The sequence below is a fragment of the Serratia sp. TSA_130.1 genome (assembly GCF_052691795.1).
The window spans coordinates 1-23,684 of sequence record NZ_JBQZFS010000005.1 but is presented as its reverse complement, the minus strand read 5'-3'; the positions used below and the strand labels follow the sequence as shown (position 1 = coordinate 23,684).

General features: G+C 60.5%; 18 protein-coding genes. 14 read left to right on the top strand and 4 right to left on the bottom strand.

From position 1 onward, the window contains the following. Positions 1-74: 74 nt before the first annotated feature. Both mreB and csrD read right to left on the bottom strand, forming a co-directional pair. Positions 75-1,118, bottom strand: coding sequence for a rod shape-determining protein MreB (gene mreB / locus ACUTQY_RS17540; RefSeq protein WP_003855260.1), 1,044 nt, complete (start codon positions 1,116-1,118; stop codon positions 75-77). A gap of 412 nt (positions 1,119-1,530) precedes the next feature. Beyond that, the gene (gene csrD / locus ACUTQY_RS17535; RefSeq protein ID WP_033644450.1) at positions 1,531-3,465 is read right to left on the bottom strand and encodes an RNase E specificity factor CsrD; all 1,935 of its coding nucleotides are present in this window, start codon (positions 3,463-3,465) and stop codon (positions 1,531-1,533) included. Positions 3,466-3,669: 204 nt separating this feature from the next. Between csrD and acuI the strand changes: the two genes are divergently transcribed. The 11 genes from acuI to fis all read left to right on the top strand — a co-directional run bounded on the left by acuI (position 3,670) and on the right by fis (position 13,406). Then, positions 3,670-4,647, top strand: a complete 978-nt coding sequence (gene acuI, locus ACUTQY_RS17530) for an acrylyl-CoA reductase (NADPH) (RefSeq protein ID WP_033644448.1) — start codon at positions 3,670-3,672, stop codon at positions 4,645-4,647. A 156-nt stretch (positions 4,648-4,803) separates the two neighbouring features. Beyond that, a complete protein-coding gene (gene msrP / locus ACUTQY_RS17525) occupies positions 4,804-5,805 on the top strand; it encodes a protein-methionine-sulfoxide reductase catalytic subunit MsrP (protein WP_033651234.1) in 1,002 nt (333 codons plus the stop codon). Then, entirely contained in the window at positions 5,806-6,405 is a 600-nt protein-coding gene (gene msrQ, locus ACUTQY_RS17520) for a protein-methionine-sulfoxide reductase heme-binding subunit MsrQ (RefSeq protein WP_016930241.1), read from the top strand. A 287-nt stretch (positions 6,406-6,692) separates the two neighbouring features. Continuing rightward, on the top strand, positions 6,693-7,145 hold the full coding sequence (aroQ, locus tag ACUTQY_RS17515; RefSeq protein ID WP_004936891.1) for a type II 3-dehydroquinate dehydratase: 453 nt from the start codon (positions 6,693-6,695) through the stop codon (positions 7,143-7,145). A gap of 32 nt (positions 7,146-7,177) precedes the next feature. Beyond that, on the top strand, positions 7,178-7,645 hold the full coding sequence (accB, locus tag ACUTQY_RS17510; protein ID WP_033636178.1) for an acetyl-CoA carboxylase biotin carboxyl carrier protein: 468 nt from the start codon (positions 7,178-7,180) through the stop codon (positions 7,643-7,645). A 12-nt stretch (positions 7,646-7,657) separates the two neighbouring features. Beyond that, complete coding sequence (gene accC / locus ACUTQY_RS17505) at positions 7,658-9,007, top strand: acetyl-CoA carboxylase biotin carboxylase subunit (RefSeq protein ID WP_033651233.1); 1,350 nt, start codon at positions 7,658-7,660, stop codon at positions 9,005-9,007. Positions 9,008-9,158: 151 nt separating this feature from the next. Then, a complete protein-coding gene (locus ACUTQY_RS17500) occupies positions 9,159-9,401 on the top strand; it encodes a YhdT family protein (protein ID WP_033644445.1) in 243 nt (80 codons plus the stop codon). After that, on the top strand, positions 9,391-10,836 hold the full coding sequence (gene panF / locus ACUTQY_RS17495) for a sodium/pantothenate symporter (protein WP_004936863.1): 1,446 nt from the start codon (positions 9,391-9,393) through the stop codon (positions 10,834-10,836). The genes ACUTQY_RS17500 and panF overlap by 11 nt, the downstream gene beginning before the upstream one ends. Before the next feature lie 11 nt (positions 10,837-10,847). Beyond that, entirely contained in the window at positions 10,848-11,729 is an 882-nt protein-coding gene (gene prmA / locus ACUTQY_RS17490; RefSeq protein ID WP_033644444.1) for a 50S ribosomal protein L11 methyltransferase, read from the top strand. A 394-nt stretch (positions 11,730-12,123) separates the two neighbouring features. Further along, positions 12,124-13,128: a tRNA dihydrouridine synthase DusB gene (gene dusB / locus ACUTQY_RS17485; protein WP_033644443.1), complete on the top strand. Its 1,005-nt coding sequence runs from the start codon at positions 12,124-12,126 to the stop codon at positions 13,126-13,128. Beyond that, positions 13,110-13,406, top strand: coding sequence for a DNA-binding transcriptional regulator Fis (fis, locus tag ACUTQY_RS17480; protein ID WP_000462905.1), 297 nt, complete (start codon positions 13,110-13,112; stop codon positions 13,404-13,406). The genes dusB and fis overlap by 19 nt, the downstream gene beginning before the upstream one ends. A gap of 129 nt (positions 13,407-13,535) precedes the next feature. Here the strand turns inward: fis and ACUTQY_RS17475 are convergent, their stop codons facing one another. Next, a complete protein-coding gene (locus tag ACUTQY_RS17475) occupies positions 13,536-13,877 on the bottom strand; it encodes a hypothetical protein (protein ID WP_016930249.1) in 342 nt (113 codons plus the stop codon). Between the two features lie 248 nt (positions 13,878-14,125). On the opposite strand from ACUTQY_RS17475, the gene lpxO reads away from it, so the two are divergent. The 3 genes from lpxO to ACUTQY_RS17460 all read left to right on the top strand — a co-directional run bounded on the left by lpxO (position 14,126) and on the right by ACUTQY_RS17460 (position 17,062). Beyond that, positions 14,126-15,031, top strand: a complete 906-nt coding sequence (gene lpxO / locus ACUTQY_RS17470; protein WP_033651231.1) for a lipid A hydroxylase LpxO — start codon at positions 14,126-14,128, stop codon at positions 15,029-15,031. A 299-nt stretch (positions 15,032-15,330) separates the two neighbouring features. Then, positions 15,331-16,251 carry a kdo(2)-lipid IV(A) palmitoleoyltransferase gene (gene lpxP / locus ACUTQY_RS17465; protein WP_033651230.1) on the top strand — a complete coding sequence of 307 codons (921 nt, stop codon included), beginning with the start codon at positions 15,331-15,333 and terminating at the stop codon, positions 16,249-16,251. Positions 16,252-16,366: 115 nt separating this feature from the next. Continuing rightward, positions 16,367-17,062: a CTP synthase C-terminal region-related (seleno)protein gene (locus ACUTQY_RS17460; protein WP_422125032.1), complete on the top strand. Its 696-nt coding sequence runs from the start codon at positions 16,367-16,369 to the stop codon at positions 17,060-17,062. A gap of 87 nt (positions 17,063-17,149) precedes the next feature. Here the strand turns inward: ACUTQY_RS17460 and ACUTQY_RS17455 are convergent, their stop codons facing one another. After that, positions 17,150-23,671, bottom strand: a complete 6,522-nt coding sequence (locus ACUTQY_RS17455; protein ID WP_442531658.1) for an amino acid adenylation domain-containing protein — start codon at positions 23,669-23,671, stop codon at positions 17,150-17,152. Between the last annotated feature and the right edge of the window lie 13 nt (positions 23,672-23,684).

The following is a 23,684-nucleotide window of genomic DNA, read 5'->3' as shown; positions in this document are numbered from 1 at the left end:
CAACAGAAAGAGGAACCGTACCCGATTTTCGCTGTGCGCATTCATCCGATACGATTCCTCCTTCCAGGGGCTGACTATTCTTCGCTGAACAAATCGCCGCCGTGCATGTCGATCATTTCCAACGCCTTGCCGCCGCCGCGCGCCACGCAGGTCAGCGGATCTTCCGCCACCACGACCGGGATGCCGGTTTCTTCCATCAGCAGGCGATCGAGGTTGCGCAGCAACGCGCCGCCGCCGGTCAAGACCATGCCGCGTTCGGAAATGTCGGAGGCCAATTCTGGCGGGCACTGCTCCAGCGCAACCATCACCGCGCTGACGATGCCGGTCAGCGGCTCTTGCAGGGCTTCGAGGATTTCATTGGAGTTCAGGGTAAAGCCGCGCGGTACGCCTTCAGCCAGGTTACGGCCGCGCACTTCGATTTCGCGCACTTCGTCGCCCGGATAGGCAGAACCGATTTCGTGCTTGATGCGCTCTGCGGTGGCTTCGCCGATCAGCGAGCCATAGTTGCGGCGCACATAATTGATGATGGCTTCATCGAAACGGTCACCGCCGATGCGCACGGAAGAGGAGTACACCACGCCGTTCAGCGAGATCACCGCCACTTCAGTGGTACCGCCACCGATATCCACCACCATGGAGCCGGTCGCTTCGGAAACCGGCAAGCCTGCACCGATCGCCGCCGCCATCGGCTCTTCAATCAGGAACACTTCACGCGCGCCGGCCCCTTGGGCGGACTCGCGGATAGCGCGGCGTTCAACCTGGGTTGCGCCGACCGGCACACAGACCAGCACGCGCGGGCTTGGGCGCATAAAGCTGTTGCTGTGAACCTGTTTGATAAAGTGCTGCAGCATTTTTTCGGTCACGAAGAAGTCGGCGATCACGCCGTCTTTCATCGGGCGAATAGCCGCGATGTTGCCGGGGGTGCGGCCCAGCATCTGTTTGGCGTCATGACCGACGGCCGCTACGCTCTTTGGGGAGCCGGCACGATCCTGGCGAATGGCAACCACCGAAGGTTCATTCAGTACGATGCCTTGCCCTTTAACATAAATCAGGGTATTGGCGGTACCCAAGTCGATGGACAAGTCGTTGGAAAACATGCCACGAAATTTCTTAAACATAACGAAAGGATAATCCTGCAAGCTGGGGGCGGAAAATAAAATCCGCCTACTTTACCAACCACACGAAGCAGCGACAAGGCGCAAAAACGTTCTACTTCGGTGAAAAATAGTCTGTATTGTTTCTGCTCGAATGCACGGAAATTGGATGAGGCCTGAATTCCCTGAACAAAGGCTCAGTTTACCACCCTGTCAACGCACGAAACGGCGTAACACAGCTCATAAAATCTAACATATTCCCTGATTGCCGCCGGTGGTAAGCACCTACCAACGTCAACCAGATAAAGGCAGACAAGAGCCTATCTCAAATAGGCGTTGTTGTCGCAGGCAGTTTGGAAAAAACTCCAAAAAGACGGTAACGAGGCCCAGATGGATCCGGTCCTCATTCTACGTCAATTTTTGTCCGTCAATCAGCTTAAACACGATAACGACGTGAATATTTTTTACGCCCCACGTCGATCGGTTCCGGCGACGCGAAAAAGTCGCCCTGCCCGCCATGGATCCCACGCTCTTTCAGCGTCTGCCATTCGTTGCGCGTACGTACGCTGGCAGCGAACACCTGAGCGCGCGTGCCCGCGCAGGCGCCGGTCAGGCTCTGCACGAACAGCTGATTTTCGTCCCGCTTATCGATACTCCGCACCAACCCCGGGTGGAGCTTGACGATCTCCACCTGCAACGACTTGATATAGGACGTACTGACCACGGTTAACCCCGCTTTGGACACCGCCAGGCGGCAACCCAGCCCTGACAGCAACCTCAGCACCGGACGCAAACGGTCGATATGTTGACACACATCTGCCTCCGCAAGTTCAATCAGAATTCGTCGACGCTGACTTTTTTCGCACTGCAACAGCGTATCGCGCAGCCAGCGTTGGAAAGAGCGCTGCAAAATCGAGTCCACGCACAGCGGGAACGCCAGCGTTTCTTCAGGCCACTGCGCCAGCAACGGGATGATGCGGCTCACCTGTTGGCGATCGTAACTCTCCGCCAACCCCAATTGCTCCACCAGCGGCATATATTCCGCCGGCAGCAATTCCTGGGCGCCGTCATAAATTCGGCTCATGATCTCACGGTGGTGCACCTCGCCTTCCACGGTCACCGCCGGTTTCTGATACAGCCGCGGGCCGCCGCGCGCCAGCACCTGTTCCAGCAGCGTGCGCCACTTGACGCTGCCGCGCCCCTTTTCCGGCACCTGGCTGTCGTACACGTACCAACCGTTTTCGCCCTGCAGCGTGGCGTGCCGCGTCGCCTGCTCCGCGTAATCGATCACCTGCTCCGTGGTCTGGCCGCTGCGGTACGCCACGATGCCGATGTGCAGGAAGGCCTCACGGTCGATCATCGCCGTGGAAGGCAAGGCATCGATGGCGTTGACCAGCTGTGAGGCGATGCCGTCGGCCTCCTTCAGCGTGCGATGCGGCAGCAAGACGGTAAAATCGCTGTGAAAATAGCGCGCCAGCAGCGCCGACGGATAGCGCATCACGAAGGTAGACAGCAGATTGACCAGCGAATACATCAGCTCCTGCACCGCTACGCTGCCGTGCGTGTCGCGCAGGGTCTCGAAATCGGGCAGCCGCACCATCATCACGATGCCGTGCGAGCCTTCCTCTTCCAGCTGAGTGGTCAATTGGTTATCGAAGAACAGGCGATTGTTCAGCCCGGTTTTGGCGTCCTGCGCGGCGAAGGCGCGGATCAGCGTATCGACCCGGCTGCGCTCCTCCCGGGCTTCCGCCAGATCGGCCAGCAGGCGGTCGAGCGCCCCGCTGACGTTGGCCGGCCATTCGCGCACGTCGCCCTGCATGACGTTTTCGCGCTCGCCGTTCAGAATGCGCCGCGCGCGGCGCTCCAGACGATCCTCGCCGTCGGCCTGTTCACGCAGCCAGCGCAGGCTGAACAGCAAAATCACCACCATAACGACGATCGACAGCGTGACGGCGGCCGTGGATTGCAACGTGCGCACATCGCTGGCGAAGGGATCGAGGTAGGTGATTTGCAGCGTACTGCCCGGGTGCTGCAACAGCGGGCGCGAGACCTGACGATAGCCGTTCAGCGCATCCCAGGGCTCTTTTTTCGCCGTCGGCAATTTATAGTCGAGGAGCTTGCTGGCGCCGGCCTCTACGCGGATCGACACAATGCCGAGCGGGCGCATGACAATCGGCAACCATTTCTCCTGATCGCGCGGCGACTCGCGCAACATGGCTTGATCGAGAGACGTGACCAGCGAATCAAAGCGACGCTCCTGGCGATCCTGGGTAACGTAAAAGAAGCTGTATGAGCATCCCATCAGCATCAAAAACATCGCCAGCGCGACCAACAGAGTGATCAATGCAGAGAGTTTGGTGGTAAATCGCATCCCTGTGCCTTGTCCGCTATGGTTAAGTGAGTGTTCACCCTTTAGCTAAAAGGGGCCGTCCAACCCTAACAAGCCTTGCTGAGGAATTAAACCTGCAAGCGCCGTTTTTGTCCTTTATCAGGACTTGGGCCGCTTATTATGCATATAGTCAAATAAATGTGATTCAGCCATTGATAGAAAAGTGTAAACGAGAGGAAGAGTGACATGCGTGCACTGTTATTGGAACAACAAGACGACCAAACTCTGGCTCATATCAAAGATATCGGCAGCGATCGGTTGCCGGAAGGCGATGTTACCGTCGACATCAACTGGTCCAGCCTGAACTACAAGGATGCGCTGGCGATCACCGGGAAAGGCAAGATCGTGCGTCATTTCCCGATGGTGCCGGGCATCGACTTCGCCGGCACCGTGCGCCACAGCGGTGACGCTCGCTTTAAAGAGGGGCAAAGCGTGGTGCTCACCGGCTGGGGCGTGGGTGAACACCACTGGGGCGGCCTGGCCGAGCAGGCTCGCGTCTCCGGCGAGTGGCTGGTGCCGCTGCCGAACGGCCTGGATGAGCGCAAGGCGATGATCATCGGCACCGCCGGCTTTACCGCCATGCTGTGCGTGATGGCGCTGGAGGAAGGCGGGGTACACCCGGACGACGGCGATATCCTGGTTACCGGCGCCAGCGGCGGCGTGGGCAGCACCGCCATCGCCCTGCTGGCGGCGCTGGGGTACCGGGTGACCGCCATCAGCGGCCGCGACAGCAATACCGACTACCTGAAAGCGCTCGGCGCCAAAGAGGTGATGTCGCGCGATGGCTATATCGACACGCCGCGTCCGCTGGAGAAACAGCTGTGGGCCGGCGCGGTGGACACCGTCGGCGACAAACTGCTGGCCCGGGTGCTGGCGCAGATGAACTATAACGGCACCGTCGCCGCCTGCGGCCTGGCCGGCGGCTATCAGTTGCCGACCACCGTGATGCCGTTCATTCTGCGCAATGTGCGCCTGCAAGGGGTGGACTCGGTGCATACGCCGCTGCATCGCCGCCAAACCGCCTGGGAACGGCTGGCCGGCATTCTGCCGGACAGTTTCTATCAGCAGGCCACGCACGAAATCACCCTCGAACAGGCGCCGGCCACCGCCGCCGCGCTGCTGAACAACCAAATCACCGGCCGCACTCTGGTGAAAATCCGCTGACGGACTCCCCCCGGCGACGGGGGGCTCACCGGCGTCTGCGAAATTTCATATTTTCCCGCGTCCCCTCGCTTCCGGCCGGCTTTAGCGCCATGCTTATTTCATGGAGCCCCGTTAACCGCTCGCGGGTGGCGGGCATCAGTCGCGGAGAACATAAGCATGAACAAACACCCCAAATTGACCGAGGCCGACGTCACGCCGGAGAGCGTATTCCACCAGCGGCGCAAAGTGCTGCAGGCGCTCGGCATCACCGCCGCCACGCTGGCGCTGCCTACCGGCGCACAGGCGGACCTGCTGTCGTGGTTCAAAGGCAACGATCGTCCCAAGGCGCCGCCGGGCAAAGCGCTGGAATTCAGCAAACCGGCCGCCTGGCAGGCGCAGCTGGCGATGACGCCGGAAGACAAGGTCACCGGCTACAACAACTTCTATGAGTTCGGCCTCGACAAGGCCGATCCGGCCGCCAACGCCGGCGGGCTGAAGACCGAAGGCTGGAAAGTGCGCATCGACGGCGAAGTGGCGAAGCCGATAACGCTGGATATCGACGATCTGATGAAGCGTTTCCCGCTGGAGCAGCGCATTTATCGCATGCGCTGCGTCGAGGCCTGGTCGATGGTGGTGCCATGGATCGGTTTCGAGCTGGGCAAGCTTCTCAAGCTGGCCGAGCCGAACGGCAACGCGCGCTACGTGGCCTTCCAGACGCTGTACGATCCGGAACAGATGCCCGGCCAGAAAGATCGCTTTATCGGCGGCGGCCTGAAATATCCCTACGTCGAAGGGCTGCGGCTGGACGAGGCGATGCATCCGCTGGCGCTGCTGACCGTCGGCGTGTACGGCAAAACCCTGCCGCCGCAAAACGGCGCGCCGCTGCGGTTGATTACGCCGTGGAAATACGGCTTCAAAGGCATCAAGTCGATCGTGCATATCCGTTTGGTACGCGATCAGCCGCCGACCACCTGGAACCAATCTGCGCCGAACGAGTACGGTTTTTACGCCAACGTGAATCCGCACGTCGATCATCCGCGCTGGTCGCAGGCCACCGAGCGTTTCATCGGCGCCGGCGGCATACTCGACGTCAAACGCCAACCGACCCTGCTGTTTAACGGCTATGCCGATCAGGTGGCGTCGCTGTATCACGGCATGGACCTGCGGGAGAATTTCTAAGTGCGCCTGACGCCTGTTCATATCAAATGGCTGAAAGCCGCCCTGCATCTGGCGGCGTTTTTGCCCTTTCTCTGGCTGGTGTTGGCGGTGGATCAGGGCTGGTTCAGCGCCGATCCGTCCAAGGACATTCAGCATTTTACCGGCAGGATGACGCTGAAACTGCTGCTGGCCACGCTGGCTATCGCCCCGCTGGCGCGCTACGCCCGGCAACCGCTGCTGATCCGCTGCCGCCGCCTGGTCGGGCTGTGGTGCTTTGCCTGGGGCACGTTGCACCTGATAAGCTACTCCACGCTGGAACTGGGGCTGAGCAATCTCGGCCTGCTGGGCAGCGAGCTGGTGAACCGCCCGTATCTGACGCTCGGCATCCTCACCTGGCTGATCCTGCTGGCGCTGGCGGCCACCTCGACGCTGTGGGCGATGCGCAAACTGGGCGCCAAATGGCAAACGTTGCACAACTTCGTCTATCTGGCGGCGATCCTCGCGCCCATCCACTATCTGTGGTCGGTCAAAACGTTTTCACCCCAGCCGTTCATTTACGCGCTGTTGGCGGTGGCGCTGTTGGGCCTGCGTTACAAGAAATTCCGCGCCTGGTGGCGCTGAATCGCGCGGCGGCGCGTGGGATTGCCGCTGAAAAACGCGCGCCGCCGGCGGGAACTTTTTTTGTGTTCCAGCGCTCATATTCCTGTCACGGCTCCCCGAGTTCGTCGATTTGGGGTTGAATATCTTCGCTGATAAGACCAGTATTTAGCTGCGAATTGCTACGATATCGTTATAATGCCCGACCTTGTTTCTGTTCTCAGGGTGAATTTGCCCCTTAACAGGTGACAAATCGGTAACATCGGGTTATTTTCTACGATGATGGTTTTATTGCCGGAGATACCAGCACAATGGCGGATAAGTTTCACATTTTGCTTCTGAACGGCCCCAATCTCAATCTGCTGGGGACGCGTGAGCCGGAGAAGTACGGCAGCACGACGCTGACAGAGATTGTTAACGGATTGGAAAACCAGGCATCCGCATTGGATATTACCCTGAGCCATCTGCAGTCCAACGCCGAGCATCAGCTGATCGATCGCATCCATCAGGCGCGCGGCAATACCGATTTCATTCTGATAAATCCGGCGGCGTTCACGCATACCAGCGTGGCGCTGCGCGATGCGTTGCTGGCGGTGCAGATCCCGTTCATCGAGATCCACCTGTCCAACGTGCACGCCCGCGAACCTTTCCGCCATCACTCTTATCTCTCAGACGTAGCGGTAGGCGTGATTTGCGGCCTCGGCGCGGATGGCTACGCTTTCGCTTTACAGGCAGCGGTTAACCGTCTGTCGAAAACCCACTAATTGCTCCACAAAAAGAGTACGGAATCACACTCATGGATATTCGTAAAATCAAGAAACTGATCGAACTGGTTGAAGAATCAGGCATTTCTGAACTGGAAATCTCTGAAGGCGAAGAATCGGTTCGCATCAGCCGTGCCGCACCGGCGCAGGCTTATCCCGTCATGCAGCAGGCCTACGCGATGCCGGCACAGCAGCAGCCAGCCCTGGCTAACGCCGTTGCCACCGCGCCTGCGGCAGAAACCCCTGCAGCACCGGCGGCCGTGAGTGGCCACGTCGTTCGTTCCCCAATGGTAGGCACCTTCTACCGCACCCCAAGCCCGGACGCGAAAGCCTTCGTGGAAGTGGGCCAGAAAGTGAACGCCGGCGATACCCTGTGCATCGTTGAAGCCATGAAAATGATGAACCAGATCGAAGCGGACAAGTCCGGCGTCGTGAAAGCCATCCTGGTGGAAAACGGCCAGCCGGTCGAATATGACGAGCCGCTGGTCGTCATCGAATAACGAGGCGCCCCCATGCTTGATAAAATTGTTATCGCCAACCGCGGCGAGATCGCGCTTCGCATCCTGCGTGCCTGTAAAGAACTGGGCATCAAGACCGTTGCGGTTCACTCCGCGGCCGACCGCGATCTGAAACACGTTCTGCTGGCCGACGAGACCGTCTGCATCGGTCCTGCGCCATCGGTAAAAAGCTATCTGAACATCCCGGCCATCATCTCGGCGGCGGAAATCACCGGCGCAGTGGCGATCCACCCGGGCTACGGCTTCCTGTCCGAGAACGCCGACTTCGCCGAGCAGGTTGAACGCTCCGGTTTCATCTTTATCGGCCCGAAAGCCGAAACCATCCGCCTGATGGGCGACAAGGTTTCCGCGATCAACGCCATGAAAAAAGCCGGCGTGCCCTGCGTACCGGGCTCCGACGGCCCGCTGACCGATGACATGGATAAAAACCGTGCCTTCGCCAAGCGCATCGGTTATCCGGTGATCATCAAGGCCTCCGGCGGCGGCGGCGGCCGCGGCATGCGCGTCGTGCGCAGCGACAAAGACCTGGAGCAGTCCATCAACATGACGAAAGCGGAAGCCAAAGCGGCTTTCAACAACGACATGGTGTACATGGAAAAATACCTGGAGAATCCGCGTCACATCGAGATTCAGGTATTGGCCGACGGCCAGGGCAACGCCATCTATCTGGCCGAGCGCGACTGCTCCATGCAGCGTCGCCACCAGAAAGTGGTCGAAGAAGCGCCGGCGCCCGGCATCACCAGCGAAATGCGCCGCTATATCGGCGAGCGCTGCTCGAAAGCCTGTGTGGAAATCGGCTATCGCGGTGCGGGCACCTTCGAGTTCCTGTATGAAAACGGCGAGTTCTATTTCATCGAAATGAACACCCGTATTCAGGTAGAGCACCCGGTTACCGAAATGATCACCGGCGTGGATCTGATCAAAGAGCAGCTGCGCATCGCTGCCGGTCAGCCGCTGTCGATCAAACAGGAAGAAGTGAAGATCCACGGCCATGCGGTAGAATGCCGTATCAACGCCGAAGATCCGAACACCTTCCTGCCGAGCCCGGGCAAGATCACCCGCTTCCACGCGCCAGGCGGTTTCGGCGTGCGTTGGGAATCTCATATCTACGCCGGTTATACCGTACCGCCGTACTATGACTCCATGATCGGCAAACTGATCACCTACGGCGAAAACCGTGACGTGGCGATTGCCCGCATGAAAAACGCCCTGGCTGAACTGATCATCGACGGCATCAAAACCAACGTTGAGCTGCAGCAGAAGATCATGAACGACGAAAACTTCCAGCACGGTGGCACCAACATCCACTATCTGGAGAAGAAGCTGGGTCTGCAGGAAACCTAAGCAGGCACGCAGCATCGTCTGACGAAAGGCCGGTTAATCACCGGCCTTTTTCTTTGGCGCTGACGCCAGTAACGGCTTGGCAAAACGCCGTCATGCCGTAAAATTCCCTACCTTTGATGAATCCATCACCGTAAACCTATGGGAGACACGGATGGACAAACGCTTTATTCAGGCGCACCGCGAAGCGCGCTGGGCGCTGGGGCTGACGCTGCTCTACCTGCTGGCCTGGGGGCTGGCGGCCTACCTGCCGGACAGCGCCATCGGCGTCACCGGCCTGCCGCACTGGTTCGAAATGGCCTGCCTGCTGGTGCCGCTGCTGTTCATCGGCCTGTGCTGGCTGATGGTGCGCACGGTGTTCCGCGACATTTCGCTGGAGGACAGCGATGCAAACTGAAGTGATCCTGCCGCTGGTCGCCTACCTGTTGCTGGTGTTCGGCCTGTCGGTGTATGCCTATCGCCGCCGTCAGAACGGAAATTTCCTCAGCGAATACTTCCTCGGCAACCGCTCGATGGGCGGCTTTGTGCTGGCGATGACCCTGACCGCCACCTACATCAGCGCCAGCTCGTTTATCGGCGGGCCCGGCGCCGCCTACAAATACGGCCTGGGCTGGGTACTGCTGGCGATGATCCAACTGCCGGCGGTGTGGCTGTCGCTCGGCGTGCTGGGCAAGAAATTCGCCATCCTGGCGCGGCGCTACAACGCCATTACCCTCAATGACATGCTGTATGGCCGCTACCAAAGCCGCCTGTTGGTGTGGCTGGCCAGCCTCAGCCTGCTGGTGGCGTTCCTCGGCGCCATGACGGTGCAGTTCATCGGCGGCGCCCGCCTGTTGGAGACCGCCGCCGGCATTCCTTATGACACCGGCCTGCTGATCTTCGGCATCAGCATCGCGCTGTACACCGCCTTCGGCGGCTTCCGCGCCAGCGTGCTGAACGACGCCATGCAGGGGCTGGTGATGCTGCTTGGCACCGTGCTGCTGCTGGTGGCGGTGATCCATGCCGCCGGCGGACTGGACAGCGCAGTAAGCAAACTGCAGCAGATCGATCCGGCGCTGGTGTCGCCGCAGGGCGGCGATCAGATCCTCAGCCTGCCGTTTATGGCGTCATTCTGGATCCTGGTGTGCTTTGGGGTGATCGGCCTGCCCCACACCGCCGTGCGCTGCATCTCCTACAAGGACAGCAAGGCGGTGCATCGCGGCATTCTGCTCGGCACCGTAGTGGTGGCGGTGCTGATGTTCGGCATGCACCTGGCCGGCGCGCTCGGCCGCGCGGTATTGCCCGATCTCAAGATCCCCGATCAGGTGATCCCAACGCTGATGATCACCGTGCTGCCGCCGTACGCCGCCGGGATCTTTTTGGCGGCGCCGATGGCGGCGATCATGTCGACCATCAACGCCCAACTGCTGCAATCCTCCGCCACCATCATCAAGGATCTCTACCTGGGCGTGCGGCCGCAGCAGATCCACAACGAGCGATTGATCAAGCGCTTCTCCAGCCTGACCACGCTGATCCTCGGTCTGCTGGTGCTGCTGGCGGCCTGGCGGCCGCCTGAGATGATCATCTGGCTCAACCTGCTGGCTTTCGGCGGGCTGGAGGCGGTCTTCCTGTGGCCGCTGGTGCTGGGCCTGTATTGGGAACGCGCCAATGCACAGGGAGCGCTTAGCTCAATGGTGTCGGGTGCGGTATGCTATACGCTATTGGCCAGCTTCAACCTGCAACCGGCGGGGCTGCACCCTATCGTGCCTTCGCTGTTGCTCAGCCTGTTGGCGTTTTATCTCGGTAACGTCGTCGGCGAAAAGCGCCGGGCGGCGTCATCATTACCCTCTTGAAGAGAATTGCTATGCCTTGGATCCAACTCAAACTGAACACCACCGGCAGCCAGGCGGAAGACCTGAGCGACGCGCTGGTGGAAAGCGGCGCCGTGTCGGTGACCTTCCAGGACACCCACGACAATCCGGTGTTCGAACCCTTGCCGGGTGAAACCCTGCTGTGGGGCGATACCGATGTGATCGGCCTGTACGACGCCGAAACCGATATGGCCGAGGTGGTGGCGATGCTGGAACAGCACCCGCTGCTGGGCGCCGGTTTCCGCCACAAGATAGAACAGCTGGAAGACAAGGACTGGGAGCGCGAGTGGATGGACAACTTCCATCCGATGCGCTTCGGCGAGCGCTTGTGGATCTGCCCGAGCTGGCGTGACGTGCCCGATCCCGACGCGGTCAACGTGATGCTCGATCCGGGCCTGGCGTTTGGCACCGGCACCCACCCGACCACCGCGCTGTGCCTGCAGTGGCTGGACGGCCTCGATCTGGCCGGCAAAACCGTTATCGACTTCGGTTGCGGCTCCGGCATCCTGGCGATCGCCGCGCTGAAGCTGGGTGCGGCGCGCGCTATCGGCATCGACATCGATCCCCAGGCCATTCAGGCCAGCCGCGACAACGCGCAGCGTAACGGCGTTTCAGAGCGTCTGGAGCTGTATCTGCCGAAAGACCAGCCTGCCGACCTGCTGGCGGACGTGGTGGTCGCCAACATCCTCGCCGGCCCGCTGCGCGAGCTGGCGCCGCTGATCGGCTGTCTGCCGAAGGCCGGTGGCCATCTGGGGCTGTCCGGCGTGCTGGCCAGCCAGGCGAGCAGCGTAGCGGAAGCCTACGCAGAGAAGTTCACGCTCGACCCGGTCGCCGAGCGCGAAGAGTGGTGCCGCATTACCGGTCGCCGCAAGTAAGCGTCACGGTATAGTGCCCCTCTCGTCCACCGGCCCTGCGCCGGTGGATTTTTTTTGTCCGGCGATCGGCCCTCGGGCGGCACAAAATTTTATGCAATTTTTCGCCGCTCAACGACGGATCGCCCTGAGAATGCGCCTTCCAGGCAGGCTATCCCGGCAAAAATAGCGGGCGAATGCAGATAATATCCTGCGCAAAGGCGAATATTTTGCCGCACACAAAATAAGCACTTTTCGTCAACTTATTGTAAAATATATATAATATTTTTATGAATCGCCGCGTAGCGTATTTTTCGTCCTAATATCGGGCCAATTGGTTAAAGTTTGGCCTTTCATCTCGACGCAAAAATGCGTAATATACGCGCCCTTGCGGACACAGTATGGTCACTCTTTGTCTATGCGCATTGGACACCACCAGCTTACTAATTGCCTGATTGCGGCCCCGATGGCCGGTATTACAGATCGCCCGTTCAGAACCCTCTGTCATGCAATGGGTGCTGGGATGGCTGTATCCGAAATGCTCTCCTCCAACCCGGAGGTGTGGCGGACGGATAAGTCGCGTCTGCGTATGGTGCATAGCGATGAACCTGGGATCCGCTCCGTGCAAATTGCCGGATGCGATCCTGATGATATGGCCGCCGCCGCGCGTATCAACGTGGCCAGCGGCGCGCAGATCATCGACATCAACATGGGATGCCCGGCCAAAAAAGTGAACCGGAAGCTTGCCGGGTCCGCTTTGTTGCAGTACCCGGATCTGGTTAAACGGATCCTCCACGCGGTGGTCGACGCGGTGGATGTGCCGGTAACGCTGAAGATTCGCACCGGCTGGGCGCCAGAGCACCGTAACTGTGTAGAGATTGCCCAACTGGCCGAAGACTGTGGTATTCAGGCCCTGACGATTCACGGCCGAACCCGCGCCTGTCTGTTTAACGGCAACGCGGAATACGACAGCATTCGGGCAGTTAAGCAGAGTGTTTCCATTCCGATTATCGCGAATGGGGATATTACTGACCCGCATAAAGCCAGAGCAGTGCTCGACTACACCGGGGCCGATGCCCTGATGATAGGCCGCGCTGCTCAGGGGAGACCCTGGATCTTCCGGGAAATCCAGCATTATCTGGACACTGGGGAGTTGCTGCCGCCGATGCCGCTTGGCGAGGTGAAGCGCTTGTTGATTGGGCACATTCGGGAATTGCACGGCTTCTATGGCCAAGGCAAGGGATTCCGGATTGCTCGTAAGCACGTGTCCTGGTATCTCCAGGAACACGCTCCGAATGACCAGTTTCGGCGCACATTCAACGCCATAGAGGATGCCAGCGAACAGCTGGAGGCGTTGGAGGCATATTTCGAAAATCTTAGCGTAAAAAAAGAGCTGACAGAACTATGTTCGAACAACGCGTAAATTCTGACGTACTGACCGTTTCTACCGTTAACTCACAAGATCAGGTGACTCAAAAGCCTCTGCGTGACTCGGTTAAACAAGCACTGAAGAACTATTTTGCTCAACTGAACGGTCAAGACGTAAATGACCTGTATGAGCTGGTACTGGCTGAAGTTGAACAGCCACTGTTGGACATGGTGATGCAATACACCCGTGGCAACCAAACCCGCGCAGCCCTGATGATGGGCATCAACCGCGGCACGCTGCGTAAGAAGCTGAAAAAATACGGCATGAACTGATACTAGTCAGTTAACGTGTTGAAAAGGCGCTTTATCTCATTTGATAAGCGCCTTTTTCTTTGGGGCACGCCCGGTTTGCAGGCAATAAAAAAGGCCGCAACGCGGCCCTTGGGGTAAAAAGCGGAGACCTTACTCGGTCGCTTTGTTTTTGAGGCTTTCCGCCCCTTGCTTGGTCTTGTCCCAAGCCTTCTCCGTACCCTGTTTGGTGGAGTGCCAGGCTTTTTGCGAGCCTTCGCTCACTTTACTGCCGACGCTATCGCTCTTGCCTTCGGCGGCGTGCTTGGCTTTCAGCTTCAGCTCTTCACCCTTGTCCTGAGACTGGTGCAGCTTTTCTTTGGCGGTATCCGCCCCTTTATGCGCCTCAGCGACGACCTCGTTGCTGGCGTGAGCGGCGGTGTCGGTCGCAGTTTCAGCAGCGAAAACCGGGGAAGCGAGCAGCAGTGCAGACAAGGCAATGATTGATTTCTTCATAAGTCCCTCTTTTCTCAGATACGTGCCATTCGTCATGAAACAAGATGGCATGAAACGCCCCTTGAGCGATTTAAGAATAGGACTAAAACCAAAAAAATCGATATAAAATTTTATTACAAACAGTTTTATTGATTTTTTATGCCACTAAGCAGCATGAGCGGGGAAAGCGCACGAAAAAGTTAAATTTTTCCTGTCACAAAACTATAATTTGTACGAATTTTTAACAAGCACTAACAGGGATGGATTCTATGGTTGCCGCAATCATTATCGGCATTTTTATCATCAGCTTCCTCTACGCACACTCCCGCGGCAAAGAGAAACAAAAGCTTACCCGTCAGCTGTTCGATCACTCCACGTTTATGGGGCCGATCAACATGTTTATGACCGGTTTCTCCCGTTTGCCCGCCAAACAGCCCTATTTCGACGAAAAAGGCTTCCCGGAGCTGCAGACGCTGACCGACAACTGGCAGACGATCCGCGAAGAAGCGGTGCGCCTGCAGGATCACATCAAAAAGGCGCAGTCGCATAACGATGCCGGCTTCAACACCTTCTTCAAACGCGGCTGGAAACGTTTCTATCTGAAATGGTATAGCGACAGTCACCCTTCAGCGCAGACGCTGTGTCCAAAAACCGTCGAGCTGCTCAACCGCATCCCGTCGGTCAAGGCGGCGATGTTCGCCGAGCTGCCGCCCGGCAGCCACCTGGGTAAACACCGCGATCCTTACGCCGGCTCGGTGCGCTATCACCTGGGGCTGATGACGCCCAACGACGATCGCTGCTTCATCGAAGTAGACGGCGAGCAGCACAGCTGGCGCGACGGCGAGGCGGTGATCTTCGACGAGACCTACGTGCACTGGGCGCAGAACGCCACCGATCAGACGCGCATCATTCTGTTTTGCGACGTCGAGCGGCCGATGAAATGGCGCTGGGCACAGGCGGTCAACCACTGGGTCGGCGCTACGTTGATGTCGGCGGCCAGTTCGCCGAACGACGATCAGGACCGCACCGGCGGCATCAACCGCATCTTCAAATACGTCAACGCGGTGCGCGATGCCGGCCAACGCCTGAAAGCGCGCAACCGCCGCGGTTACTACCTGCTGAAATGGCTGGTGATCGCCGCGATCTTCGCCGCGATTATCATTCCCAGCCTGTAAAACTCGCCAATCCTCAACTCAGGGGCAACGTGAATGAGAATATTCGCATGCCCCTCTTCCGCCACACCCCGTACCCTGTGTAGCATAAGCATTCCTAGAGCCGCCTCCGCTGGCCAACAGCTATCCCTCCGAAGCCTGATAGCAGCGCAAACCGCCCTTCGAATGTAAATGTTTAGTCAATTATGGAATTCCGACTAAACCCTGGCCGTACCCGGGTGTCTGAGTAGTCGTATCGCTATCGAGTGGAACCTTTATGCGTTACAGCTTGCTGCCCCTTTTAACGTATAAAACGAGTTTCTATGAAATCAGCCAAAGCATTTCAACTGGCCTTGCTGCACCCGCGCTACTGGCTAACCTGGTTCGGCCTCGCTCTGCTGTTCCTGCTGGTACAGCTCCCCTATCCGCTGCTCTACCGTCTGGGGGTGTGGATGGGACGCACCTCGATGCGTTTTCTCAAGCGCCGCGTCACCATCACCCGTCGCAACCTCGAGCTGTGCTTCCCCGAGATGGACGAAGCGCAGCGCGAGCGCAAAGTGGTGGGCAATTTCGAATCCCTCGGCATGGGCCTGCTGGAAACCGGCATGGCATGGTTCTGGTCAGATAAACGCGTCAAGCGCTGGTTCAACGTCTCCGGCATCAACCACCTCAAAATGGCGCAGCGCGACGATCGCGGCGTGCTGGTGATCGGCGTGCATTTTATGTCGCTGGAGCTGGGCGGCCGGGCGATGGGCCTGTGTCAGCCGATGATGGCGATGTACCGTCCGCATAACAACAAGGCGATGGAATGGGCGCAGACCAAAGGCCGCATGCGTTCCAACAAGGCGATGATCGATCGCAAGGATTTGCGCGGCATGGTGCATGCGCTCAAGCGCGGCGAGGCGGTGTGGTTCGCGCCGGATCAGGACTATGGCCCGCGCGGCAGCGTATTCGCGCCGCTGTTCGCCGTCGATAAGGCCGCCACCACCAGCGGCACCTTCATGCTGGCGCGCATGGCCAACCCGGCGCTGGTGCCGGTGGTGCTGATCCGCCGCGAAGGCGGCCGCGGCTATGACCTGCTGATCCAACCGGCTCTGGAAGACTATCCGCTGAGCGACGAACAGGCGGCCGCGGCTTACATGAACAAAGTGATCGAGAAAGAGATCATGCGGGCGCCGGAGCAATACATGTGGCTGCACCGCCGTTTCAAAACCCGACCGGCTGGCGCGCCCTCGCTGTACTGACCCTCTTTTTTCAGCCCGGCCAACGCCGGGCTTTTTTGTGCGCCGCGTTTAAAAAATCTGCGGCTCGGGATCCCGCTTTCCTGTAATCTCCTTTTTTACCCGCACAGGAAAGGAAATGATGAAAGCTCAAGTCCGCATTGCTCTGGTCGGTGATTACAACCCGCAAGCCGTGGCCCACCAGGCCATCCCCGTGGCGCTCCAGCTCACCACCGCCCACCTCGACATCGACGTTCAGCCCCAGTGGCTCCCGACCGAAACCCTGACCTCCCCCGACGCGCTGCAAGATTTCGACGCCATCTGGGTGGTGCCGGGCAGCCCGTATCGTCACGACGACGGCGCCTTTATGGCGATCCGTCATGCGCGGGAAAACGACGTGCCGTTCCTCGGCTCCTGCGGCGGTTTTCAATACGCCATCGTCGAATACGCCCGTAATGTGATGGGCTGGCACGACGCTGGTCATGCGGAAACCGACAGCGGTGGCCGGCTGGTGATCGCCCCATTGAGCTGTTCGCTGGTGGAAAAAACCGGCGACATCGTTTTTCAGCCTGACACCCGCGTCGCGCAGGCCTACGGCAGCCTGAACGCCCATGAAGGCTACCACTGCAACTTCGGCGTGAATCCGGACTTCGTCGCCGATCTGCAGCGTTTCCCGCTGATCATCAGCGGCCACGACACCGAAGGCGACGTACGCGCCATCGAACTGCCGGGCCGGCGTTTTTACGCCGCCACGCTGTTCCAGTCGGAACGCGCCGCGCTGCGCGGCGAGCTTTCACCGTTGGTGGTGGAACTCGTCAAAGCCGCCAACGGGTAAACAAAGGTTCATCGGCGCCATCGGGGCGTTGTCACCGGATAAAAAAAGCCCTCTTGCGAGGGCTTTCTGATCGTCTATCCCGCCGACTTACGCCTGTCCGAGATCGCGCAACGCCAGATTGAAGTGCTGGCCCAGCTCACGCCGGTGAACCGGATGCTCCATCATCGACACATGGTCGCCGTTGACCTGACTGACGCGGACGGTCGCCGGCGGCAACAGCCTATCCCATCCCAGCGCGGAAGCGTCTTCGCGGCAATATCCCGCCTGCTTGATCTTCTGCCAGTACGCCTGGAACTGCTCGTTCTGCGAATTGGCGGAAACCTGCTCCTGCTTCGCCTTGAAAAGATGGATCTTGAGCGATGCAGGCTGCACCTGAGTCGCTTCCACCAGCTTGGCGTAATGGTGTCGCTGTTGCCAGAGAGCCGCCTCGTCGGCCACTTCCGCACGCTGAGTCTTGATCCCAGCGCGTTGCACGGCCGCTATCGCCTCCGGTAACGGCAGCTCGGCCAACTGCTGACAGAACTGCGGATCCGGCCTCTCCTGCGTGGATTCCACCCAGTTCAGCAACAGCTGGACCGGGCTGTGCATCGCCTCCACCGGCCGCAACGTGTCAATCAGCCCCAGGAAAGCGACCGCTTCCCCGCTCGATTGCAGTTGCTCGGCGATGGCATAGGCCAACACCCCGCCGGAAGAGTACCCCGCCAGATGGTAGGGCCCCTGCGGCTGCACTTCGCGAATCAACGCCACGGCGCTGGCGGCCATGTCGCTCATGGTCGCCGGCTTCTCCTCCACCGCCGGCCACGGCACAGCGTAGACCGGGAAGCTTTCATCGATCTCCTTGGCCAATTCAAATACATAAGAGTGATCGCCAAAGCCGGTCGGGACGAAGAACAGCGGCGGTCGGCTGCCGCTGCTGCGAGCCGGCACCGCTTTGCACAGCGGAGCCTCGGCGGTGCGACGATCGATCCGTTCGGCCAATTCGGCCAAGATCGGATGGTTGAAGATCGCCTGTACCGGCAAGGTGATGCCTTGCTGACGCAGTTGGCTGGAGAGACGCACCGCCAGCAGTGAATGGCCGCCGAGCTCGAAGAAATTGTCGTGGCGTCCTATCTGGCCAATCTCGAGCAGCTCGCACCATGCCCGCGCCAGCGTCGTTTCGGTCTCACCCTGAGGCGCCGCATACTCCCGAGCGCCGACTGCCGCACACTCCGGCTCCGGCAAGGCGCGCCGATCCAACTTACCGTTGGCGGTCAACGGCAGCGCATCCAGCCAGACATAAGCCGACGGCACCATGTACTCCGGCAACCGTTCGCTCAAATAGGCCCGCAACTGCCCTTGCAGCGCGCTGCGTTCCCCCTCGGCCGCCGGTACGATCCAGGCGACCAGACGCGGGTGGTGCTCCGTCGAACAAACCTGCACCACCGCTTCCCGCACCCACGGGCTCGCTGCCAGCTGCACCTCGATCTCGCCCGGTTCGATGCGGAACCCGCGCAACTTGACCTGCTGGTCGCACCGCCCTTGGTATTCAAGACAGCCGTCCGGCAGATAACGCGCCAGATCGCCGGTACGATACATGCGGCCGCCGCCGACCGGGTTGAACGGATCGCTCAGGAAACGCTGCGCCGTCAGTTCCGGCCGGTTCAGGTATCCCAACGCCACCCCCACGCCGCCGATGTGCAGTTCTCCTATCGCCCCCATCGGCACCGGGCGCCCACGGGCGTCCAACAAGTACGTGCGGGTATTGCCGATCGGTTTACCAATCGGCAAACGCGCCTCCCCTTCGGCCCGCTCGATACGCGCCGTGGTCGCAAAGGTCGTGGTTTCCGTCGGCCCATAGGCATGGATCAGTTGCACCGGCCCTTGTTCTTGCAGCAACCGCGCATAAGCGCCCGGATCCTCTTTCTCCCCCCCGCTGATCAGATATTTCAGCTGCGCCAGCGCGCCGCTGATGCTGTGCACATACTGATTGAACAACGCGGTGGTCAAGAACAGCGTGGTGATGCGATGACGCTGCAGTTCGGCCGCCAGACGTTCGGCTTCCATCATTACCTCCGGCGCTATCACCACCAGCGCACCGCCGTTCAGCAGGGCCGCCCACACCTCCATCGTGCTGGCGTCAAACGCCGGGTTGGCGGCAAAGGCAACGCGGTCTTCAGCGTCAAAGGCGGCGTAGCGATTGTTGCGCACCAAACGAGTAATGCCCTGGTGCGGCGTCATGACCCCTTTCGGCGTACCGGTCGAACCGGAGGTATACATGATGTAGGCCGTCGTGCCGCTCGACAATCGCAACGCCGGATTACCGTCATTGCCTTCGCAATCCTCGACCGGCAGCTGCGGAATGCCCTCATTGCCGGCGGTCTCTGCCAGCATCAGACACGCGCCGCTGTCATTGACGATCCACGCCTGACGCGCGGTCGGCAGTTGCGGATCGAGGGGCACATACGCCGCACCGGCCTTGACGATCGCCAGTTGGGCGCAAACCAGTTCGATGCTGCGCGTCAGCCGCACCGCGACCCGATCGCCCGGTTGTACGCCGCGCTCAATCAGCCGGTGCGCCAACCGGTTAGCGCGCGCATTCAACTGCGCGTAACTGAGCTGCCGCGCCCCCTGGATCACGGCGACGGCCTGTGGCGTCAACTGCGCCTGTTGTTCAAACAGTTCGTGCACGCAGGTATCCGCCGGGTAAGGTTCCGTCGTATGATTCCAACTGCACAGCTGCAGCGCATACTCCTCATCCGGCATCACGTCCAGTTCGCAGATCGGTGTCTGCGGCGCCTCTTCCAGCGCCTGCGCCAAGGCGCTCAACGCCTGCGCCATGTAACCGCACACGCGCAGCGCTTCAATCGGCTGTCTGACCTGCGCCGTCAGGCCCAACGAATCGCCGCCGTCCTCGACCGACAGCACGAACGGATAGTTGGTGCGTTCCTGGCTATCCAACAGCGTCACGCCGGCCGGCAAGGCAGTCTCCTCGCCGCTGTTATGCCGATAGTTCAGCAGGGCGCTGAACAGCGGCGTGCCCGCGGCGACGCCGCTGCAGCGCTGCGCCAAGGCCAGCGGCGCATGCTCATGGGCCAGCAGTCCGCTCAGCCGGATATGCGCCTGCAACGCCGCCGATTCTGCGCCAACCTCATTGACATCCAGCCGCAGCGGCAAGGTGTTGATAAACAGTCCGAGCGCCCGTTCCGCCCCGTCTCCGGCCTGCATGCGGCCCAGCAACACGGTGCCGAACACCACCTCATCGCGGCCGGTGGCGCGCGCCAGCACCTGCGCCCAGGCCAGATGGCACAGACTGGCCAGGCTGACGCCCATCCGTCGCGCCTGCCGCCGCAGCTGCTGATTGAGCGCATGCGGCAATGCCAGGTGCGCCGTCGAGATATCTCGCCCTTCGCCATGCACATCGCTCAGGCCGAACGGCAGCGACGGTTCATCGATATCCGCCAGCAGAGTGCGGAAGAACTGCTCGTGTTCAGCGTTGCTGACGCCGAGCCGCGCCTGCGCCACCGCGTTGCGGAACGGCGGCGCCTTGGCCAATTCGTCTCCGCGTCCGGCCAGGATCAGATTGATTTCCTCCTGCATCACCGCCAGGGTCGAGTGGTCGCCGATCAGGTGATGCCACTGCTGGAGCACACACCAACTGCCCTCCTCTTCCCGTGCAGCGACAAAGCTCAGTAACGGCGCGCGCGTCAGGTCTGGCCGTACGCGGCGCGGATCAAACAACGCCGTCAGCCGCGAACCGATATCGCCCTGCGCCGGATCGAGCCGCAGTTCTTGCAGCGACAACTCGGCCTTGCGCCACACCACCTGCACCGGCGAAGACACGCCCTGGGTGATGAACGCGGTGCGCAGAATGTCATGGCGGTCGATCACCTGCTGCATCGCCGCCAGCCAGGCATCCAGACGCGCACGGCTGTCGAAACGCAGCACCGCGGACAGCTGGTACGGATCGCCCTGCTCCGCCAGCAGATGGTGGAACAAAATCCCCTCCTGCAGCGGCGACAAAGCGTAGATGTCCTGTACGTTGGCCACACCGCCCGGCACCTGCGCCACCACCGCGTCGATCTCCGGCTGGCTCAGCGCCGCCAGCGGCAACATCTCCGGCGTAATGGAAGCGCAACCCGGTTGGATACCGTTGGCCGGCACGCTCACCTCTTGCTGCGTGACCAATGTCTGCGCCAACGTCGACAGCGTCGGCGCGGTGAACAGCGTTTGTACCCCGGCGCTCAACCCCACACGGCGCAGCTGCGCCATCAGTTTGACCGCCAGCAACGAATGGCCACCCAGTTCGAAGAAGTTATCGTGACGTCCTACACGCTCAATGCCCAGCAACTCGCGCCAGATCCCCGCCAGCAGCGTTTCCAGCTCGCCTTCCGGTTCGGCGTAAACCTCACGCACGTAGGCGTCCTCTTGCGGCTCAGGCAGCGCGCGCCGATCCAACTTGCCGTTCGGCGTCAGCGGTAGCGTATCCAGCGCAACCCAGGCCGTCGGCAGCATAAACTCCGGCAACATGCCCGCCAGATACTGCCGCAGCGTCACCGCCAACGTCTGGCGGTCCGCTTCAGCCTCCGGCACCACCCACGCCACCAGCCGTTTATTGTTCGCTTCGCCGAGGACATCCACCACCGCTTCGCGCACCGCCGGATGACCAGCCACTCGCGCCTCGATTTCACCGCATTCGATGCGGAAGCCGCGAATTTTCACCTGCCGATCGTTACGGCCTTGGTAGTCGATATTGCCGTCCGGCAGGTAGCGCGCCAGGTCGCCGGTACGATAGATCCGGTCTCCGGGATTGAAGGGATCCGCCAGGAACCGTTCTGCCGTCAGTTCGGCGCGATTGAGATAACCCAATGCCACGCCGGCACCGCCGATATAGAGCTCACCGGTGGCCCCGAGCGGCACCGGCTGCAAATGCTCATCCAGCAGATAGATGTGCGTATTGCCGATCGGCCGGCCGATCGGCAGGCGTTGCCATGGCCCCACTTGTTCAACTATCGCCGCAGTGGCGATAACGGTGCCTTCCGTTGGCCCATAGGCATTGACCAGACGCACCGGCCCCGCCTCTTTCAGCATACGAGCAAAGGCGTGCGGATCCGCAGCTTCACCGCCGCTGATCAGATATTTCAACTGCGCCAACGTCGCGGCGATGCTATGGACATATTGGTTAAACAACGACGTGGTCAGGAACAAGACGTTAATCTCTTGCCGCACCAGCGCTGCCGCCAACGCATCGGCATCCGTCAATACCTCCGGCGCAATGATCGCCAGACTGGCGCCATTGAGCAACGCGCCCCACATTTCCAACGTGCTGGCGTCGAATGCCGGGTTAGCGGCGAAAGCAAAGCGATCGCCGCGTTCGAACGCCGCAAACCGATTGTTAATCGCCAGCCGGAGGATGCCTTGATGCGTCACCATCACGCCTTTAGGCGTGCCGGTCGAGCCCGAGGTATACATGATGTAAGCCGGTGCGTCGCCGGCGCGAGCCACCGCCGGATCGTGGGTCGGATCCTGCCGCAAACGATCGATACGCAGGCATTCGATCTCGCCGGCTATCTCGCGATCGAGATCGCGATCGCACAGGATCAACGTCGTTCCGCTGTCGCCGATGATCCACGCCTGCCGCGCAACAGGCAGGTGCGGATCGAGCGGCACATAAGCGGCGCCCGCCTTGAGGATCGCCAACTGGGCAATGACCAGAGAGAAACTGCGTTCGAGCGACGTGGCCACGCGGTCGCCGGGGCGTACGCCCTGTCCGATAAGTTGGTGCGCCAGTTGGTTAGCGCGGGCGTTCAATTGCGCGTAGCTAAGGCTATCCGCCTCGTTTACCAACGCGATGGCATCCGGCGTGCGCCGCGCCCACTGTTCAAACTGGACGTGAACAGGGTTCTGCGCCGGATAAGCTTCCGCGGTTCGGTTCCAGCCATACAACAGCAGTTCGCGCTCAGCGGCCGGCAGCAGGTCGATATGCGAAGCAGACTGCGAAGCGTTTGTCGCCATCGCCCGCAGCACCTGCACCAGATAGGCGCCGTAACGCTCGGCGGTGGCGCGATCGAACAACGCCGTGGCGAAGTTCAGCGTGCCGCTGATGCCTTCGCCGTTATCGGCCAGATCGAGCGTCAAATCATACTTGGCGATCCGATAGCCCAACTCGGCGCTCTCGGCCTGCAGTCCAGGCAGCGGAATATTGCGCACCGAGCCGTCCTGCCAGGCCAGCATCACCTGGAACAGTGGGGTATAGCCCAGATGGCGCGGCGGGTTGACCAGCTCCACCACCTGCTCGAACGGCAGATCGCGGTTTTCCTGCGCCGCCAGCACTGTGTGGCGGATCCGTTCGAGCAGCGTCGGCAGATCCGGATCGTCGCGAAGATCGATGCGCAGCGCCAGCGTGCTGACGAAGAAACCGACCAGCGATTCGGTTTCCAGCCGGCTGCGGTTGGCCTCCGGCGTGCCGATCACCAGCTCCTGCTGTCCGGCCATGCGCGCCAGCACCAGACTCCAGGCCGCCAGCACCGTCATAAACAGCGTGCCGCCATGCTGTCGGCTGAATTGACGCAGCGCCTGCGTCAACTCGGCGTCGATCGCGATCGGCACTTCTGCGCCGCTGAAAGACTGCACCGTCGGGCGCGGC

What these genes read in the sequence shown, in the direction of transcription:
- ACUTQY_RS17500 (WP_033644445.1), top strand. Translation starts at nt 9,159, where the DNA reads ATGGACAAACGCTTTATTCAGGCGCACCGCGAAGCGCGCTGGGCGCTG.
- prmA (WP_033644444.1), top strand. Translation starts at nt 10,848, where the DNA reads ATGCCTTGGATCCAACTCAAACTGAACACCACCGGCAGCCAGGCGGAA.
- mreB (WP_003855260.1), bottom strand. Translation starts at nt 1,118, where the DNA reads ATGTTTAAGAAATTTCGTGGCATGTTTTCCAACGACTTGTCCATCGAC.
- lpxO (WP_033651231.1), top strand. Translation starts at nt 14,126, where the DNA reads ATGGTTGCCGCAATCATTATCGGCATTTTTATCATCAGCTTCCTCTAC.
- msrP (WP_033651234.1), top strand. Translation starts at nt 4,804, where the DNA reads ATGAACAAACACCCCAAATTGACCGAGGCCGACGTCACGCCGGAGAGC.
- ACUTQY_RS17460 (WP_422125032.1), top strand. Translation starts at nt 16,367, where the DNA reads ATGATGAAAGCTCAAGTCCGCATTGCTCTGGTCGGTGATTACAACCCG.
- acuI (WP_033644448.1), top strand. Translation starts at nt 3,670, where the DNA reads ATGCGTGCACTGTTATTGGAACAACAAGACGACCAAACTCTGGCTCAT.
- fis (WP_000462905.1), top strand. Translation starts at nt 13,110, where the DNA reads ATGTTCGAACAACGCGTAAATTCTGACGTACTGACCGTTTCTACCGTT.
- accC (WP_033651233.1), top strand. Translation starts at nt 7,658, where the DNA reads ATGCTTGATAAAATTGTTATCGCCAACCGCGGCGAGATCGCGCTTCGC.
- lpxP (WP_033651230.1), top strand. Translation starts at nt 15,331, where the DNA reads ATGAAATCAGCCAAAGCATTTCAACTGGCCTTGCTGCACCCGCGCTAC.
- ACUTQY_RS17475 (WP_016930249.1), bottom strand. Translation starts at nt 13,877, where the DNA reads ATGAAGAAATCAATCATTGCCTTGTCTGCACTGCTGCTCGCTTCCCCG.
- csrD (WP_033644450.1), bottom strand. Translation starts at nt 3,465, where the DNA reads ATGCGATTTACCACCAAACTCTCTGCATTGATCACTCTGTTGGTCGCG.
- aroQ (WP_004936891.1), top strand. Translation starts at nt 6,693, where the DNA reads ATGGCGGATAAGTTTCACATTTTGCTTCTGAACGGCCCCAATCTCAAT.
- accB (WP_033636178.1), top strand. Translation starts at nt 7,178, where the DNA reads ATGGATATTCGTAAAATCAAGAAACTGATCGAACTGGTTGAAGAATCA.
- panF (WP_004936863.1), top strand. Translation starts at nt 9,391, where the DNA reads ATGCAAACTGAAGTGATCCTGCCGCTGGTCGCCTACCTGTTGCTGGTG.
- dusB (WP_033644443.1), top strand. Translation starts at nt 12,124, where the DNA reads ATGCGCATTGGACACCACCAGCTTACTAATTGCCTGATTGCGGCCCCG.